The organism is Neisseria perflava (assembly GCF_002863305.2).
Classification (GTDB): Bacteria; Pseudomonadota; Gammaproteobacteria; order Burkholderiales; family Neisseriaceae; genus Neisseria; species Neisseria perflava_A.
Map to the genome: position 1 here is coordinate 602,012 of NZ_CP136962.1, position 16,678 is coordinate 618,689.

The following is a 16,678-nucleotide window of genomic DNA, read 5'->3' on the forward strand; positions in this document are numbered from 1 at the left end:
GCTTATTGAGAGATGGATTTAAGTTTTTCCTGTAATGAATTAAATACTAATTCAAAATTATTCAAAGTTTCTTCATCAAATTGAAAGAATTGTTTTGCCGCTAGTTTATCTTGAAAGAAACGAGTGATCTGCTTTTTATTTGGCTTACTTTCTTCAATAGCGTTAGAGATTAGATTTATCCCATCTTTAGAAATTAAATGCTCTAGTTTTTTATTTTGGAATTTTTCAGACAAATCTCCTAAAGTATTACATATTGATTCATGTAAAAACCATTCATTTAAATATTTATCTCTTGCTTTACGACCTGCTGAATCATCATCAAGCAATACTAGAAAATCATATCCCCAACCAAGATATAATGAAATTAAAGGCCCTAATTCATTAGCTCCTGATGATGGCAGAAGAATAATTTTTTTAAATTTTCCAAAAATAATGTCTTTAAAGTAAGTAAAGATATAAAAATCCCCCTTACCCTCTAGCATCACAGTATTTTTTTTATGAGAAAAAACACTTGGTTTATAATTAATAGCGTCTAAAATCGGTTGATAATAAGTTGCCTTGTCGGGATTTTGACCCACAAATTTTTTATAACTAGATACAATAACATTTGGTTCATCCAACGAAAGATCATTCATACTGCTTAATGCATTTTCATAATGAATAGAACTGTTTTGGATAATGTAACAGTTCTCTAACCATTGGGGATTTACCATATAATGAGAGTGAGTGGAATAAATCAAACTATTACCACCATCTGCAATAGATTCAAAACTTTTGAGTAGTTGGCTTTGAGCAGTGGCATGTAAATTTGAAGCTGGTTCATCAAGCAGAAAAAGCGTTCCTGAACTACTTCTTGTATTTCTAAATTGGGTAAATAATAAGAAACAGAAGAACCATCTAAACCCTAATGATCGCTCTGTTAGGCTATATGTAGAAACGCCATCTTTAATATGAAAACTTATATAAATAGGAGGGTTGTTAGACTCATTATCAACATTGCATTTAATTTGAATGTCTTTGGCGGAGTCCTCTCCAAATATTTCGTTCCATCGAGTAAAAACTACTTTAGAAATTTGCCTTCCCAATTGTTCCATCACGGCATTTACTTGTTCACTTCTATCACTTCTTTGATAACTAAAAAAACTCCAACTTTCACCTTCTTCAACATGGTTAATTCGATCAACAATATGTTCTTGGATATATAAGCTACGATCCGTCGAGTCCAATATGTCTTGGATAATTTGACGGTAATATGAATTTTTTAAATTTAAATGATCAGGAGGGTTTGCTAAATAAACCTTTTCAGGAAATTCAAATAAAAAGGTAGGGAAATAGCAAATTCTTGGAATTTTATTCCGTATAAAATTTACTACATCCAACCATATTGTCATATTTGAATCATGTAAACGAGAATATTTTTTTGATCTTTTAGACTTTACATTTAGGATAATATCCCATGTACTTCCTGTTTTTGTAAATTCGGATTGTTCAAAAGAAAAATATTTAGTAATGCAAAATTCTTTTTTAAAAGAAACTTCATCTAAAATTAACCCATGTTCATTATTAAGATAATCTTTTAATTCGTTTAAATCATTATCATCAAATGCAAGTAATGCTTTTATAGTAACATTGCCGTTGAAATTGTCTTTCAAATGTTTGGGTACCAAGTCTTTAGGCTCTACTTTTTTAAAGACATCATCATTTGAAAATAAACTCTCAGTATCCTTATCAGGAGAAAAACTATTAATTGCTTCCAGAATGGTTGTTTTTCCACTTTCATTTAAACCGACAAGCGTAAAAATTTTACTTTCTCCTTGAGGATTTAGCTTTAATTCAGCCTTTTTAATTCCTTTGTAATTTTCAATGTCAAATTGCAAAAATTTCATTCTGTTTTCCTTTTATTTTAAGATATTTGGCTCTTACGAATTTTTATTGTGTGGTATTTTGTTGATACATAATCCAGTAAAACAGTCGTTTCATAACCCAACATCTCCATACTTCACAAAATCTGTTGGGGCGCTCCCCAACCTACGGCAAGCGAGGCTTTTCAGACTGCCTCTTTGCACAAAAGGCAGCCTGAATCCCTTTCAGGCTGCCTTTCTTACATCAAGCCAGCTTCGCACCAACCCAATCTTTCACGCTGTCAATCATCGCGGGCAGTTTCTCGACATCGCTGCCGCCGGCCTGTGCCAAGTCCGGCCGGCCGCCGCCTTTGCCGCCGACTTGTTCGGCTGCAAATTTAACCAGATCGCCTGCTTTGACTTTGCCAGTCAACGGTTTGGATACGCCTGCGCACAGGGAAACTTTGCCGTCGTTGACTGCGGCGAGTAATACGATGGCTTGTTCTGATTTGCCGGTCAAGTCGGTAACGATTTCGCGCAGGGCGGCTGCGTCGGCTTCGATTTGGGCGGCGACGAATTTGGCTGCGCCCAAATCTTTTGCGTTGTCCAAAAGTTTGGCGCCTGCGTGGACGGCGAGTTCGGCTTTGGCGCGTGCCAATTCTTTTTCCAGTGCTTTGGCGTGTGCCGCACCTGCTTGGATTTTCGCCAGTACGTCTTTTTCGGTTTGGGCTTTGGTTTCGGCAATAATGTCTTTCACCAAACGCTCTTGATCTTGCGCCCATTTGAGTGCGTTCAGGCCGGTAATGGCTTCGATACGGCGCACGCCTGCGGCAATACCGCCTTCGCTGATGATTTTGAAGAGGCCGATGTCGCCGGTGCGTGAAACGTGTGTACCGCCGCACAATTCGGTAGAGAAACCGCCCATTTGCAGTACGCGTACTTCGTCGCCGTATTTTTCGCCGAAGAGCATCATGGCGCCGGTTTTTTGGGCATCTTCCATGCTCATAATGGCGGCGTTGACGGCAACGTTGGCCAAAATGGCTTCGTTGACGCGGCGTTCTACTTCGGCGATTTCTTCGGCAGTTACCGCTTGAGGATGGGAAATATCGAAACGGGTGGATTCGGCGGTAACCAAAGAGCCTTTTTGTTCAACGTGCTCGCCCAATACATCGCGCAGAGCTTTGTGCATCAAGTGGGTCGCGCTGTGGTTGCGCATATTGGCATTGCGGATTTCGTCATCCACTTTGGCGGTAACGCTGTCGCCGACTTTCAGACGGCCTGAAGTTTGTACGCCGAATTGGCCGAATACGGCCGCTTTGATTTTTTGGGTATCGAGTACTTCAAAGCGGTTTTCGCCTGCGAAGATATAGCCGACGTCGCCGACTTGACCGCCGGATTCTGCATAGAACGGGGTAAAGTCGATAACGATGGCACCTTCATCGCCTTCGTTCAATTCGTTGACTTGCTCGCCGTCTTTGTAGAGGGCGAGGACTTTGGATTCGGTTTGGCGTTCGCTATAACCTTTAAACTCGGTGTCTTGACCTTCGTAAGGAAGTTGGGCGTTGGCTTTGAAGCTTTGTGCGGCGCGTGCGCGTGCGCGTTGGGCTTCCATTTCGCGGTTGAAGCCTGCTTCGTCCAAATCGATACCTAATTCACGCGCCATGTCAGCGGTCAGGTCGTAGGGGAAGCCGTAGGTGTCGTAGAGTTTGAAGATATGTTCGCCACCGATAACGAGTTTGCTGTTGGCAATGTTGTCCATCAAATAGGCATTCAAGGTTTCGGCAAACGGTTTTTCCGCGTCGGGAATATGGGCGGTTTCCAAAGCAGCCTGCAAATCGATATACATGCCTTCGTTCAGGCTACCTGGCACTTGGGGACGGATAACGATTTGCTTTTTGCCCGAAGCGGCACGGGAGGCGGCGGTGAATTCCACACCCTCTGCGGTTTTCAATGCCAGTGGTTTGCCCGCACCATCTTGCGGCAGTAGGCTTTCCAGTTTCAGGAATTTCATGCCGTTTAACACTTGGTTGAACAAACCCATGCCTTTTTCCAACGTTTCACCAAATCGGCTTTCTTCCGCGCGCAGGGCTTCCATAATCTGCGTCTGTTTTTCTTTCAACTCGGGATAGGCGTCTCCCATTGCTTTCACCAAGTCGGGCACGAGTTTGTAGAAAAACGCCTGTTTCTGACCCAGTTTGTAGCCATGACGCACAGCGCGGCGGATAATGCGGCGCAATACGTAGCCGCGGCCTTCGTTGGAAGGCAATACGCCGTCTGCAATCAGGAACGAGCAGGAGCGGATGTGGTCGGCGATGACTTTCAGACTTGGTTCTTCCATGCTGAAAGGCGCGCCGGTTTCGCGGGCAACGGCTTTGAGCAGGTCTTGGAACAAGTCGATTTCGTAGTTGCTGTGGACATGCTGCATGACGGCGGCCATACGCTCCAAGCCCATGCCGGTATCGACGGATGGTTTAGGCAGCGGATTCATATTGCCTTGTTCGTCGCGGTTGAACTGCATGAATACGCAGTTCCAAATTTCGATCCAGCGGTCGCCGTCTTCTTCAGGGCTGCCCGGAATGCCGCCCCAGATTTCTTCGCCGTGGTCGTAGAAAATTTCGGAGCAAGGGCCGCAAGGGCCGGTATCGCCCATTTGCCAGAAGTTGTCGGATGCGTATTTCGCGCCTTTGTTATCACCGATGCGGACGATGCGCTCGGCAGGCATGCCGATTTCGTTCAACCAGATGTTGTAGGCTTCGTCGTCTTCTGCGTAAACGGTTGCCAAGAGTTTGTCTTTAGGGATGTTCAACCATTCCGGGGAAGTCAGGAATTCCCAAGCGAAGTGGATGGCGTCGCGTTTGAAGTAGTCGCCGAAGGAGAAGTTGCCCATCATTTCAAAGAAAGTGTGATGGCGGGCGGTGTAGCCGACGTTTTCCAAGTCGTTGTGTTTGCCGCCTGCGCGTACGCATTTTTGCGCGGTAGTGGCGCGGTTGTAGGGGCGTTTGTCAAAGCCGAGGAATACGTCTTTAAATTGGTTCATACCGGCGTTGGTAAACAGCAGGGTCGGGTCGTCGTGTGGCACGAGCGAGGAAGAGCGGACGATGGTGTGGCCTTTAGATTCGAAAAATTTCAGGAATTTTTGGCGTAGTTCGGTGGTTTTCATAATGTCTCGATAAATTTTTTACAAGGATTTCAGACGGCCTGGACGGCACGTTGCGATTAAAAACGAATGGGCGTTATCTTACCGCAAAACCATATTTCAAGCTATCGGCAGAAAGGTTTTAAGTTGGCTGCAATCCGTCTTTCAGACGGCCTCAAGCGGGACGATATCTTTTAACAATGAAGCCTATCCGCTCGGGCTTGCCTGCTTTATAATGCCTCTCTATTTTCAACCGGATACGCAAGGAATGATAATGACCAAACATCTGCCCCTCATCGTACTGACTGCGCTGGCACTGGCCGGCTGCGGCGGCTCGGACAAAACTTCTGCCGACAAGGCGGCTCAAACCGATAATCAAAAGGTATTGAGCATTTACAACTGGTCGGAATATGTCGATCCCGAGACGGTTGCCGCGTTTGAGAAGAAACACGGTATCACAGTAACTTACGATGTATATGACAGCGATGAAACGCTGGAGAGCAAGGTATTGACCGGCAAGTCGGGTTATGACATCGTGGGTCCTTCCAATGCGTTTGTCGGTAGGCAGATTAAGGCAGGTGCGTATCAGAAAATCGACAAATCCCTGATTCCCAACTATAAAAACTTGAATCCTCAGTTGATGAAACTGATGGAAGGTGTCGATCCGGGGCATGAATATGCGGTGCCGTTTTATTGGGGTACCAATACTTTCGCCATTAATACCGAGCGTGTGAAAAAGGCTTTGGGTACGGATCAGCTGCCGGACAATCAATGGGATTTGGTGTTTAACCCCGAATACACGTCCAAACTCAAGCAATGCGGCATCAGCTATTTGGACAGCGCGGCGGAAATTTATCCTATGGTGTTGAACTATATGGGTAAGAATCCAAACAGCAGCGAAACGGCGGATATCAAGGCGGCTACGGAAGTCTTGAAGAAAAACCGTCCGTACATCAAGCGTTTTACTTCGTCCGGTTTTATCGATGATTTGGCGCGCGGCGATACTTGCGTAACGATTGGTTTTGGCGGCGATTTGAACATTGCCAAACGTCGTGCCGAAGAAGCGGGCGGCAAGGAAAAAATCCGTGTGATGATGCCGAAAGAAGGCGTGGGGATTTGGGTGGATTCGTTTGTGATTCCGAAAGATGCCAAACATGTGGCCAATGCCCATGCGTATATCAATGATTTCTTAGATCCTGAAGTTGCGGCGAAGAACGGCAATTTTGTTACTTATGCGCCGTCCAGCAAACCGGCTCAAGAGCTGATGGATGAAGAGTTTAGAAACGATAATACGATTTTCCCGACTGACGAGGATTTGAAAAACAGCTTTATCATGGTGCCTATCCAACCGGCGGCGTTGAAATTTATGGTCCGTCAATGGCAAAGCGTGAAAGCAGGGACATAAGCTGATTTAAACGTATTCAGGCCGTCTGAATGGTGTAACCGAAATCCTTGATTTCGTTTTACGGCTGTTCAGACGGCCTTTGTTTTATGTCAGATTGGCTTGGATAAGGTTTAAAAATAAAGGGCGTGTCTATCAATCACGCCCTTTGTGTTTGCTTCAGACGGCCTTAGAATTTCACGCCTTTATGCAGGGCGACGATGCCTGCGCTCATATTGTGGTAATCCACGCTGTCGAAGCCTGCATCCAGCATCATTTGTTTCAAGGTCTCTTGGTCGGGGTGCATACGGATGGACTCGGCGAGGTATTGGTAGCTGTCGGCATCTTTGGCAATCAGTTTGCCCATAATCGGCAACAGTTTGAAAGAGTAGAGGTCGTACACGCCTTCCAAAGGTTTGTACACTTTGGAAAATTCCAATACCAGCAGGGTGCCGCCCGGTTTCAATACGCGGTACATTTCTTTCAGCGCGGCATCTTTGTGCGTCATATTACGCAGGCCGAATGCGACGGAAACCAGATTGAAATAGTTGTCGGGGAACGGCAATTTTTCAGCGTCTGCCAACGATACGGGCAGAATCATGCCTTCGTTGAGCAGGCGGTCGCGGCCGACGGTCAGCATGGAGGAGTTGATGTCTGTCAGCCAAACTTCGCCTTCTTTGCCCACACGTTTCGCCCAGCCTCGGGACAAATCGCCAGTGCCACCGGCGATGTCCAATACTTTGTCGCCTTTTTTCAGGCGCGCGGTATTGATGGTGAAATGTTTCCAAACACGGTGCAGACCGCCGGACATTACGTCATTCATAATGTCGTAGTTTTTTGCCACGGAGTGGAAGACTTCGGCAACTTTGCCTGCTTTTTCGTCTTCGTCAACAGTTGTGAAGCCGAAATGGGTTTTGTGGTCGCTCATAGTGTCTGCCTTCTTAAAATAATACGGATTCAGATATCGAATACGTCGAAATCGCCAACCACTTTCGACGCGGGAAATATAGTTTGTGCCTGCTGCTCCAGTATCAGGCGTTGCTCTTCTTCGGTATAACGTGCGCTGATGTGGGTCAGGTAAAGTTGTTTCACATTGGCTTGCAAGGCCGGCTTGGCGGCATCGGATACGATCGAATGGAACACTTGTTCCGCTGTCTCTTCATCGCCTGCGGCAAAGCTTGCTTCATGCACCAAAACGTCTGCGTTTTGTGCGGCGCGCACTGCCTGAAGGCAGGCTTTGGTATCGCCGAAGATGGCCGCTACCCGTCCTTTTTTGGGTGGGGAGAGGAACGCTTTGCCGTCAATGATCCTGCCGTCGTCCAATGTTACGGTCTCGCCTTTTTCAGACGGCCTTTCCGCCGCAACCGCCGCTACCGCAGGAATGCGTGTGTTTGGGTTTTAAATCTTCGGCACTTGGCGTTCTGGACGCGCCGGCCTTTTCGAGGCGGTCGAGATAGTCTTGCCAAAGCGCGTCTTGATTGTGCGCCAGTCGGTAGAGATAGTCCCAATCGTAAAGGCCGCTGTCGTGGCCGTCTGAAAAAGTAATTTTCAATGCGTATTGGCCGACGGGGTCTAAATCGGTAATGCTGACTTCGGCTTTGCCTGTTTGCAAAACATCTTGGCCTGGACCGTGTCCGCGCACTTCCGCGCTGGGCGAGTACACGCGCAGGTATTCGGCAGGAAGGCTTTTGGCACCGTCAACATAGACCAAAGTCAGTACGCGCCGCTCTTGCTGAAGGCGGATTTCTTGTGGAATTTTATCGGCTTGGGTCATGTCATGCTCCGTTCTTTTTACGCAAATAGGCAACGCGTACAGAAAAAATACCGCCAAGTACGGCAAACAGCACGATTGCGTAGAGTGAAAGCCGTATCAGGCTTACTTGTGTGCCCGCCGTCAACCCCAAAGGCAGCAACATCACGGCAACGAACAGTAAAAACGCGGCCAACATGGCGGCAATGCTGGCAAAGGCATAGCGGGTATTGGCTGCTGTTTGCGGATGTTTGGTCATATTGGATAGCTTGCCGTAGGGTGGTGAGGCGGTATTTTATCAGCTTTTTGGTGCTTCATGCCGTCTGAAAACGGCTTTATTTCCATAAATAAAGTGTAATGGCACGCCTGTCTTCGCCTTCGGGCATTAAGCGGATGCTGCTGCCTTTGCTTCCGTTGACACGGATAATAATACCGCCGGCCTGCCGCTCGATAATGTCGATTTGGGTGTCGCGGTTCGTTCGGTAGTTGTAGCGTTCGCATTGTTTCAAGCACCAAAAATCCTGCCAATGGATAAAATATTTTTGTCCGGATTCGATGGCCAGCGTTTCGCCGCCTTTGACGATGAAGTAAGGGTAATCAGGTTTTTGCGTGCTGAATGTCCATTCGGCCGTTCTGTCTTTTCCGTTTTGACGGTATTCGAACACAGCACGGTAGTTGGTGTCGTATTCCAATGGCTGTAAAGGAAACAGCGCAAATTGGCGTTCGGTCAGGAGGCGGTTTGGGTCATTATCTTTATCTAAGATTTTGACGTCTCTGATTTCTTTTGTGTCCTGATACAGTTTGAACGAACGCATTTTGACCGGAGGCGATTGTTCTGAGAACGCGATGCTGACCGGATTGCCGGTCATTTCATAATGCGGCATAGGGTCGGGACGTTCGCCGTGGAAAACCGGCGAAGCGAAGTTGCCTTGCGGATAGGTGATGTAAGGTCGGGTTTTGCGGTTGGAGATTTCATCCGCATAAACAATGGCATGACCATGACAGGCATCTTGATAAAACGAGCGGCTGAGGTCGGATAGGGGGCGGTTTTTTTGGCAGAGGCTGTTGAATCTGCTGTCCCCCTGATTGATGCTGAGCGCGATTTGTTTGCCTTGTGATTCAAACGCCGCACCGGCCTCGTCGATATTTTGATCGAGCAAGGAGAGGCGGTGGTAAATCGCCGTCATCAGATTATCCAGCTGATGTTGGGCTGGTAGATGGTCGTTGATTTTTTCGTTTGGCGGATGCTGGCCGGTACTGACGTTTTCATGCACGCCTTTATAAGCATAACCGGCTTTGCGTGTGCGGTCTGATGGGCGTGGGCCTGTATAAAAGGGATTGCGCGTATTGTGTTCGTCATGTCCGTCGTCAGGGTTTTGCAGCAGATAGCGGGCATGATTGCGCGCGGCGCGTTCGAGTGTGTCTGAGTGCGCCAGTGCGGGCAGATTGGCTGAGGAGCGGAGGAAGTTTAAATACGCCAAGGCGTCAAAATCGGCAACGGCAGAACGATTTTGCGGCGGTTGGGCATAGATGAGCTGGTCTTCGGAATAGCGATGGGTTTCGTAGTATTGGAATATGCCGAGGGCGACGGCAAAACCACCCAGCCAGTAAAGAATGTGTTTCATTATATGTACTGCGTTCAGACGGCCTTGAGCTGCGGCTCTTTCCCCTTGAAACTCATGCCGTTAAATGATTATTTTGATAGCGGCTTGACTTGGAATGCTTCAGGATGGGATTTGAAATATTCGACAGCGATAAATCCGCCGCCAATAATAATCAACAGGGCAATGGCCATGCCGATCATCGCTAAAATGAATTTGTCCATATTTGTCCGTTTGAATGAAGGCCGTCTGAAACACTTGAAAGCGTTCAGACGGCCTTAAAGTCAGGTTAATTAACGTTCGATTTGCGATACGTCGCGTACTGCGCCTTTGTCGGCGGAAGTCGCCATCGCGCCGTAGGCACGCAGGGCTGCGGAGACGTAGCGGTCGCGGTTTTCCGGTTTCCACGCTTTGCTGCCGCGTGCTTCCATCTCGGCGCGGCGTGCGGCAAGCTCTTCATCGGAAATGACAAGGTGGATGCTGCGGTTTGGAATGTCGATTTCGATGGTGTCGCCTTCGTGTACCAAACCGATGGCGCCGCCTTCTGCCGCTTCAGGCGAAGCATGGCCGATGGACAGGCCGGAAGTACCGCCGGAGAAGCGGCCGTCGGTCAGAAGGGCGCATTCTTTGCCCAAGCCTTTGGATTTCAGGTAAGAAGTTGGGTACAACATTTCTTGCATGCCCGGGCCGCCTTTAGGGCCTTCGTATCGGATGATGACGATATCGCCGGCGACGATTTGGTTGCCCAAAATGCCTTCGACTGCGTCTTCTTGGCTTTCAAATACACGGGCGCGGCCGGTAAATTTAAGGATGCTCTCGTCCACACCTGCGGTTTTTACCACGCAACCGCGCTCGGCGATATTACCGAACAATACTGCCAAGCCGCCGTCTTGCGAGTAGGCATGTTCGACATCGCGGATACAGCCTTTTTCGCGGTCGAGGTCTAGGGTTTTCCACATACGGTTTTGTGAGAACGCCTGAGTAGTGCGCACGCCGCCGGGAGCCGCTTTGAAACGCTCGATGGCGTGGGTGTTTTCGGGATTAGTCACGTCCCATTTTTCAATCGCGTCTTTCAGTGTCGGCGCGTGGATGGTGTACACGTCGGTGTGCAGTTTGCCTGCTTTGTCCAATTCTTTCAGGATGGCAAAGATACCGCCGGCGCGATGCACGTCTTCCATATAGTAGTCGTGATTGTTTGGCGCGGTTTTGCAGATGCAAGGCACAACGCGGCTCAGGCGGTCGATGTCGGCCATTTTGAAATCGACACCGGCTTCGTTGGCAACGGCCAACAGGTGCAAAATGGTATTGGTAGAGCCGCCCATAGCGATGTCCATGGTCATGGCATTTTCAAACGCTTTTTTAGTGGCAATACTGCGTGGCAATACGGTTTCATCGTCTTGCTCGTAATAGCGTTTGGTGATTTCGACAATCATGCGGCCTGCTTCGAGGAACAATTCTTTGCGGCCTGCGTGAGTCGCCAAGTATGAACCGTTGCCGGGCAGGGACAGGCCGAGTGCTTCGGTCAGACAGTTCATGGAGTTGGCGGTAAACATGCCGGAGCAGGAGCCGCAAGTCGGGCAGGCGTTTTGTTCGACTTCTTCGACTTGTTTGTCGCTGATATTGTCGTCAGCCGATTCGATCATGGCATCAATCAAGTCCAAACGGCGTTCGGGTTGAATATTGGCTACGCCGATAACTTTACCGGCTTCCATCGGGCCGCCGGAAACGAAGATGGTCGGGATGTTCAGGCGCATGGCGGCAATCAGCATGCCCGGAGTGATTTTGTCGCAGTTGGAAATGCACACCAGCGCGTCGGCGCAGTGGGCATTGACCATGTATTCGATGGAGTCGGCAATCAGGTCGCGGCTGGGCAGGGAGTAGAGCATACCGCTGTGGCCCATGGCGATGCCGTCGTCAATGGCGATGGTGTTGAATTCTTTGGCAATGCCGCCGGCTTTTTCGATTTCACGGGCAACCAGTTGACCCATATTGTGCAGGTGCACATGGCCTGGGACGAATTGGGTGAAAGAGTTGGCAATGGCGATAATCGGTTTGCCGAAGTCGGTTTCCATTACGCCGGTCGCACGCCACAATGCGCGCGCGCCTGCCATATTGCGGCCGTGGGTAGAGGTTTTGGAGCGGTATTCAGGCATTTTTGTTCCTTTGTTTTATGCTGAGGCCGTCTGAAATAGGCTGGTTGGTTGGCGGCCCGTTGTAGAAATAACTCGGTATTTTATACCAATTACGAGCGATGAAGCACGCTATTTTGTAATAAAACTAAACTGTATTTGCTTCACCTGAGTTTACTGCTCATTCTTTCAGACGGCCTGAAGTTTTCTTAAGATGAAACGCTGTCTTTCTCAGTAGCAAAAGATGTTGGCATCAAAAAGTGATATGATAGGGAACTTCTCACATTTCTAAGGATAAGACGATGAAAAAAATCATGTTTGCATTGTGTTCGGCCATGTTGGCTTCTGCTGCGTCTGCCGCTGTTTATAAAGTGGACGAATTTCATGCCAATACCCGCTTTGCCATCGACCATTTCAACACCAGCACCAACGTCGGCGGTATTTATGGTTTGACCGGTAATTTGGAATTTGACCGTGCCAAACGCCAAGGCTCTATCGATATCGTATTGCCTTTGTCCAAACTGCAAACCGGTTCTGATCACTTTACCCAACACTTGAAATCTGCCGATATTTTCAATGCAGACAAATACCCTGAAATCCGTTTTGTCTCCACCAAATTCAATTTCAACGGCAAAAAACTGCTTTCCGTTGACGGCAATCTGACCATGAACGGCAAAACTGCGCCGGTAAAACTCAAAGCCGATAAATTCAACTGCTACCAAAGCCCGATGGCAAAAGCAGAAGCGTGCGGCGGCGACTTCAGCACCACCATCGACCGTACCAAATGGGGCTTGGATTATTTGGTAAGTGCCGGCATGAGCAAAAAAGTGAACATCAATATCCAAATCGAAGCAGTGAAACAATAATCCTGCTTGATTTCAAAATAAAGGCCGTCTGAACGGAATCTGTTCAGACGGCCTTATGATTAAAGATGTTTAGGATTCTTTATTTTTATCTGCTTTGGCTGCCCAATAAGTTGCCAGAAGCGAGCCGGAGATATTGTGCCACACACTGAACAATGCGCTGGGAACGGCAACAATCGGCGCGGCGGCAAAGTGTGCGGCGGCAAGGGCGGCGCCTAAGCCTGAGTTTTGCATACCGACTTCGATGGCCAGCGTTTTTTGTGCATCATAAGGCAGGCCGGTCCATTTGGCAGCAAAGAAGCCGAGCAGATAGCCGATGCCGTTGTGGAGCACGACAACCGCGAAAATCAGCAGGCCACTTTCAATAATCTTGCCTTTGCTGGCGCCGACTACCGCGCCGATAATCAGCACGATGGCGGCAACGGAAACCAGCGGCAGCGCATCGGTCAGTTTTTCGGTTTTGTTGCCCAAGACTTTATGGACAATCAAACCCAAAACGATGGGGAGCAAAACCATTTTGACGATGGACATCAACATGCCGCCCGCTTGGATTTCCAGCATTTCACCGGCAAGCATCAGGAAGATGGCAGGAGTCAGCAATGGGGAAATCAGGGTGGAAACCGACGTAACGGCAACCGACAAAGCCACATTTCCGCGCGCCAAATAGGTTATTACATTGGAAGCCGTACCGCCCGGGCAGCAGCCGACCAAAATCACACCGACCGCGATTTCGGCAGGCAGGTTCAACAGTTTCGCCAGCAGATAGGCAGTTGCAGGCATGATGGCGAATTGGGCAATCACGCCGATAATGACGGCTTTGGGATGTTTAAACAAAATATCAAAGTCGGAGGGTTTGAGGGTCAAGCCCATGCCGAACATGATGACGCCCAGTAGCCAAGGAATGTAAGGGCCGACCCATTTGAAGGTGTCGGGTGCGAAAAAAGCGATACCGGCAAAGAGTGCGGCCCAGAGGGAAAAGGTCTTTCCGATAAAATTACTGATTTTGTTGAGGGTATTCATGATGATATGTTGTGAAGTTGTTTTTAAGGGAAACTAAGGATACACGCCTTAACCTTAATTTGCAAAATGACTTAAAATAAATAAGGCCGTCTGAAAATAAGGATTGATTTTCAGACGGCCTGTGATTTGTATTTGCTATATAGACGGCATTATTCTTTTGATAAAATATTGCGCAGCCATCGGGCGGCAGGTGCGATTTCTCCGGCGAGCATACCGGTTTCGATTTGGCTGCTGTGTTTGATGACATCGGCCGCCGCACCATGCAGCCATACGCCGGCGCAGGCGGCTTGGAATGTCGGAATGCCTTGCGCCAATAGGCTACCGATGATGCCGCTCAAGACATCACCGCTGCCTGCGGTGGCCAAACCGGCATTGCCGCTGGTGTTGGTATAGACTATGCCGTCTGCCGTGGCCACTAATGTGTGATGGCCTTTCAACACGACGGTCGCGCCATATTTACGGCTGATTTCGGTTACGGCGTTTTGCCTGTCGGTTTGAACTGATTGGGTATCGGTGCCGAGTAGGCGGGCGGCTTCGGCCGGATGAGGTGTCAGGACGATATGTTTGTACGATTTGAGGCGTTCGGCTAATTTGGAAGAACGGGCAAGCAGTGTCAAAGCATCTGCATCGAGTAATAAAGGCTGGTCATGGTGTGTAGACAGGATATGGTGCAGCAGCTGCTCTGATAATCCGTCTAAACCAAAGCCGCAGCCGATTACGCGTGCGCTGACATCGTTGCGTTCCATCAGTTGGGTTGCAGTGGCGAGCATAATTTCAGGGCGTTCGGGAATGATGGCAAAAGGCAGCGTGGCTTGGTTGAAGCCCGCCCAAACTTTGCCGCACCCTTGATACATCGCGGCTGTGGCTGCCAAAACTACCGCACCGCTCATTCCTGTTGCGCCGCCGATAATGGCAAGCGTGCCGTATGTGCCTTTGTGTGATTCTTGGGCGCGGGGGCGGAATACGTCGGGAAATGCTAAGGCCGTCTGAAAAGCTTGAAGCGATTCGGGAAGCGTGTAGATGGACTGCATGGCGTAACCTTCCAAGATAAGAAATTTAATTTTAAATCAGAAAGTAAAAGGTAATGAAGCAAAAAATAAAAGTTTGGGACGCACCTACACGCCTGTTCCATTGGCTCTTGGTGTTATTGATGGGATTCATGTGGTACAGCGCAACCCAAGGCGGCGATATGCTGGTATGGCACTTGCGCGGCGGCTTGTTGATGCTGGCCTTGGTGGTTTTCCGCTTGTGTTGGGGGATTTGGGGCAGCGATACGGCAAAATTCAGCCGATTTGTGCGTCCGTTTTCCGAAATCCGTCGCTATACGCAAGGCCAAATGTCTGAAGACGAATTGGTCGGCCACAATCCTTTGGGCGCGCTGATGGTCATCGCCTTATTGGTCGCCTTGGTTTTTCAGACGGCCACAGGCTTATTTGCCGCCGATGAAAATACGTTTACCAATTCCGGCTTTTTAAATCATTTGGTCAGCGAACACGCCGGTACGCTGGCGCGAAAAATCCATGTCAATTTCTTTAATATTTTGGCCGTGTTGGCGGCTGTACATATCGCAGCCGTTTTGCTGTATCGCTTTGTGAAAAAACAGGATTTGATTACGCCGATGATTAACGGCTTTAAAACCATCGATGCCAAGCAGCCTAAAGTGGCCGGACTGGGGCAACTGTTTGCCGCTTTGTTGGTAGCGATTGCGTTAGTGTGCGCAGTATGGATGTTGCGCGGCTGATGCATTAAGGCTGATACCTAAAAACAAACCGACCCTGATAGCCGAAATGGCTGTTGGGGTCGGTTGCTTTTTAGGGTTTAAAAGATGATGTTCAGACGGCCTTAACGCAGCGCAAGATGCTGTGGCCGCGGCCGATGCCGTCTGAAATTTCTGCTACTTTCAATCCGGCTTTTTCAACGCAACGGATCAGGTCTTCAGAATGGAAGATTTTGCTGTTGCCGTTGGCCATGGCAGTGAAATACAGGCTGGTCATGGTCAGGCAGTAGGCGGCGGTCTCGTAGCGTTGTCTGTCCCAGAAAGGCTCCATGATGTAGAGGCTGGTGTTTTCGTTCATAGACGCAGCGGCACGTTGAAGAATGCTGGTGGCTTGTTCTTCGGTGAAACAGTCTAGGAATTGGCTCATCCAAATCGCGTCAAAACCGGTTGGGAACGGAATTTCAGGATCAAGCAGGTTGGCTGGATGGGCGTGGATACGGTCTGCGCCGTTTTTGCCTTTGGTCGCTTCGCGCATCAAGCCGATTTGTTGCGGCAGATCCATGATGGTTACTTCGACTTCGGCATTGTGGTTGACGCATTGCTCCGCCCAGCGGCCGGTATTGCCGCCGACATCGAGCAGTTTTTTAACTGGTTTGGCAAACACGGTGTTCAGTGCTTCGGCGAAGGAATTGTCGGAATAATAATGGTCGAACGCAAACCATTTTTCCTGCGCGATGCTTGGCAAGGAAGACAAGCCTTCGTAAATGGTCGGCCAGTCGCCGAATACTTTCAGGCCTTCGGGCTTGCCGGTTTGCAGGGTTTTTTCCAAATCAAACATGCCTTGGTAGCAGATTTCTTGTGTGAAATCCATGTTGACGCGGGCCATTTTGTCTTTGAGGACAAACCAACCGGCCTTGCTGATGAAATAGCGGTTGTCGCGAGTTAAGACAGTGCCGATAGACAGCGAAGCTTCCAGCAGGACTTGTGCCGCGTAGTTGCTGATTTTCGCTTTTTCAGCGATTTCGGCTTGAGTGAGGCCGTCTGGATGGTCGTTCAGCAAGTCCAGAATGCCAAATTTCACCATCAGGCGGGAAACTTGGAACACAATCGGTGCAAAAGCGATTTCTTGAGCCAGACGTTGAGCCTCGCCTGCGGACTGGTGTTCGTGGGAATAGCGTTGTTCTAGGGCAGGGAAGAGTTGCATATTGTTGGTTTTCCACTAAAAAGTTAATAAGTATAT

At 48.8% G+C, this 16,678-nt stretch carries 15 protein-coding genes; 3 read left to right on the plus strand and 12 right to left on the minus strand.

Features of this window, described 5'->3' with window-relative positions:
• Positions 1 to 2: 2 nt before the first annotated feature.
• Complete coding sequence (locus CYJ98_RS02675) at positions 3 to 1,886, minus strand: ATP-dependent nuclease (RefSeq protein ID WP_101755183.1); 1,884 nt, start codon at positions 1,884 to 1,886, stop codon at positions 3 to 5.
• A gap of 220 nt (positions 1,887 to 2,106) precedes the next feature.
• Positions 2,107 to 5,001, minus strand: coding sequence for an alanine--tRNA ligase (alaS, locus tag CYJ98_RS02680; protein WP_101755184.1), 2,895 nt, complete (start codon positions 4,999 to 5,001; stop codon positions 2,107 to 2,109).
• A 250-nt stretch (positions 5,002 to 5,251) separates the two neighbouring features.
• On the opposite strand from alaS, the gene CYJ98_RS02685 reads away from it, so the two are divergent.
• Positions 5,252 to 6,382, plus strand: a complete 1,131-nt coding sequence (locus CYJ98_RS02685) for a polyamine ABC transporter substrate-binding protein (protein WP_101755185.1) — start codon at positions 5,252 to 5,254, stop codon at positions 6,380 to 6,382.
• 166 nt (positions 6,383 to 6,548) lie between these two features.
• Here CYJ98_RS02685 and ubiE read toward each other — a convergent pair whose 3' ends face one another.
• The 7 genes from ubiE to ilvD form a co-directional block, all read right to left on the minus strand.
• Positions 6,549 to 7,286, minus strand: coding sequence for a bifunctional demethylmenaquinone methyltransferase/2-methoxy-6-polyprenyl-1,4-benzoquinol methylase UbiE (ubiE, locus tag CYJ98_RS02690; RefSeq protein WP_003746386.1), 738 nt, complete (start codon positions 7,284 to 7,286; stop codon positions 6,549 to 6,551).
• A 29-nt stretch (positions 7,287 to 7,315) separates the two neighbouring features.
• Positions 7,316 to 7,681, minus strand: coding sequence for a ribonuclease Z (locus tag CYJ98_RS02695; protein WP_244169016.1), 366 nt, complete (start codon positions 7,679 to 7,681; stop codon positions 7,316 to 7,318).
• A gap of 19 nt (positions 7,682 to 7,700) precedes the next feature.
• Positions 7,701 to 8,132: a gamma-butyrobetaine hydroxylase-like domain-containing protein gene (locus tag CYJ98_RS02700; RefSeq protein ID WP_063075864.1), complete on the minus strand. Its 432-nt coding sequence runs from the start codon at positions 8,130 to 8,132 to the stop codon at positions 7,701 to 7,703.
• Between the two features lies 1 nt (position 8,133).
• On the minus strand, positions 8,134 to 8,367 hold the full coding sequence (locus CYJ98_RS02705) for a hypothetical protein (RefSeq protein ID WP_039862213.1): 234 nt from the start codon (positions 8,365 to 8,367) through the stop codon (positions 8,134 to 8,136).
• A 76-nt stretch (positions 8,368 to 8,443) separates the two neighbouring features.
• Complete coding sequence (locus CYJ98_RS02710; RefSeq protein ID WP_101755186.1) at positions 8,444 to 9,733, minus strand: CAP domain-containing protein; 1,290 nt, start codon at positions 9,731 to 9,733, stop codon at positions 8,444 to 8,446.
• A gap of 68 nt (positions 9,734 to 9,801) precedes the next feature.
• Positions 9,802 to 9,933 (minus strand): hypothetical protein, encoded by a 132-nt coding sequence (locus CYJ98_RS02715; protein ID WP_256388404.1) that lies wholly within the window; start codon positions 9,931 to 9,933, stop codon positions 9,802 to 9,804.
• A 69-nt stretch (positions 9,934 to 10,002) separates the two neighbouring features.
• The gene (gene ilvD / locus CYJ98_RS02720) at positions 10,003 to 11,862 is read right to left on the minus strand and encodes a dihydroxy-acid dehydratase (RefSeq protein WP_070615262.1); all 1,860 of its coding nucleotides are present in this window, start codon (positions 11,860 to 11,862) and stop codon (positions 10,003 to 10,005) included.
• A gap of 278 nt (positions 11,863 to 12,140) precedes the next feature.
• On the opposite strand from ilvD, the gene CYJ98_RS02725 reads away from it, so the two are divergent.
• The gene (locus CYJ98_RS02725; RefSeq protein WP_101755187.1) at positions 12,141 to 12,704 is read left to right on the plus strand and encodes a YceI family protein; all 564 of its coding nucleotides are present in this window, start codon (positions 12,141 to 12,143) and stop codon (positions 12,702 to 12,704) included.
• 69 nt (positions 12,705 to 12,773) lie between these two features.
• On the opposite strand, the gene CYJ98_RS02730 is transcribed toward CYJ98_RS02725, so the two are convergent.
• Both CYJ98_RS02730 and CYJ98_RS02735 read right to left on the minus strand, forming a co-directional pair.
• Positions 12,774 to 13,721, minus strand: a complete 948-nt coding sequence (locus tag CYJ98_RS02730) for a bile acid:sodium symporter family protein (protein ID WP_101755188.1) — start codon at positions 13,719 to 13,721, stop codon at positions 12,774 to 12,776.
• A gap of 149 nt (positions 13,722 to 13,870) precedes the next feature.
• Positions 13,871 to 14,752 carry an NAD(P)H-hydrate dehydratase gene (locus CYJ98_RS02735; RefSeq protein ID WP_101755189.1) on the minus strand — a complete coding sequence of 294 codons (882 nt, stop codon included), beginning with the start codon at positions 14,750 to 14,752 and terminating at the stop codon, positions 13,871 to 13,873.
• Between the two features lie 53 nt (positions 14,753 to 14,805).
• Between CYJ98_RS02735 and CYJ98_RS02740 the strand changes: the two genes are divergently transcribed.
• Complete coding sequence (locus CYJ98_RS02740; protein ID WP_101755190.1) at positions 14,806 to 15,462, plus strand: cytochrome b/b6 domain-containing protein; 657 nt, start codon at positions 14,806 to 14,808, stop codon at positions 15,460 to 15,462.
• Positions 15,463 to 15,553: 91 nt separating this feature from the next.
• Here CYJ98_RS02740 and CYJ98_RS02745 read toward each other — a convergent pair whose 3' ends face one another.
• The gene (locus CYJ98_RS02745) at positions 15,554 to 16,642 is read right to left on the minus strand and encodes a methyltransferase (protein WP_101755191.1); all 1,089 of its coding nucleotides are present in this window, start codon (positions 16,640 to 16,642) and stop codon (positions 15,554 to 15,556) included.
• Positions 16,643 to 16,678 lie beyond the last annotated feature (36 nt).

Coding starts and splice junctions, on each gene's coding strand:
- CYJ98_RS02725 (WP_101755187.1), top strand. CDS start 12,141: ATGAAAAAAATCATGTTTGCATTGTGTTCGGCCATGTTGGCTTCTGCT.
- CYJ98_RS02675 (WP_101755183.1), bottom strand. CDS start 1,886: ATGAAATTTTTGCAATTTGACATTGAAAATTACAAAGGAATTAAAAAG.
- CYJ98_RS02705 (WP_039862213.1), bottom strand. CDS start 8,367: ATGACCAAACATCCGCAAACAGCAGCCAATACCCGCTATGCCTTTGCC.
- ilvD (WP_070615262.1), bottom strand. CDS start 11,862: ATGCCTGAATACCGCTCCAAAACCTCTACCCACGGCCGCAATATGGCA.
- CYJ98_RS02715 (WP_256388404.1), bottom strand. CDS start 9,933: ATGGACAAATTCATTTTAGCGATGATCGGCATGGCCATTGCCCTGTTG.
- alaS (WP_101755184.1), bottom strand. CDS start 5,001: ATGAAAACCACCGAACTACGCCAAAAATTCCTGAAATTTTTCGAATCT.
- CYJ98_RS02685 (WP_101755185.1), top strand. CDS start 5,252: ATGACCAAACATCTGCCCCTCATCGTACTGACTGCGCTGGCACTGGCC.
- CYJ98_RS02735 (WP_101755189.1), bottom strand. CDS start 14,752: ATGCAGTCCATCTACACGCTTCCCGAATCGCTTCAAGCTTTTCAGACG.
- CYJ98_RS02740 (WP_101755190.1), top strand. CDS start 14,806: ATGAAGCAAAAAATAAAAGTTTGGGACGCACCTACACGCCTGTTCCAT.
- CYJ98_RS02700 (WP_063075864.1), bottom strand. CDS start 8,132: ATGACCCAAGCCGATAAAATTCCACAAGAAATCCGCCTTCAGCAAGAG.
- CYJ98_RS02745 (WP_101755191.1), bottom strand. CDS start 16,642: ATGCAACTCTTCCCTGCCCTAGAACAACGCTATTCCCACGAACACCAG.
- ubiE (WP_003746386.1), bottom strand. CDS start 7,286: ATGAGCGACCACAAAACCCATTTCGGCTTCACAACTGTTGACGAAGAC.
- CYJ98_RS02710 (WP_101755186.1), bottom strand. CDS start 9,733: ATGAAACACATTCTTTACTGGCTGGGTGGTTTTGCCGTCGCCCTCGGC.
- CYJ98_RS02730 (WP_101755188.1), bottom strand. CDS start 13,721: ATGAATACCCTCAACAAAATCAGTAATTTTATCGGAAAGACCTTTTCC.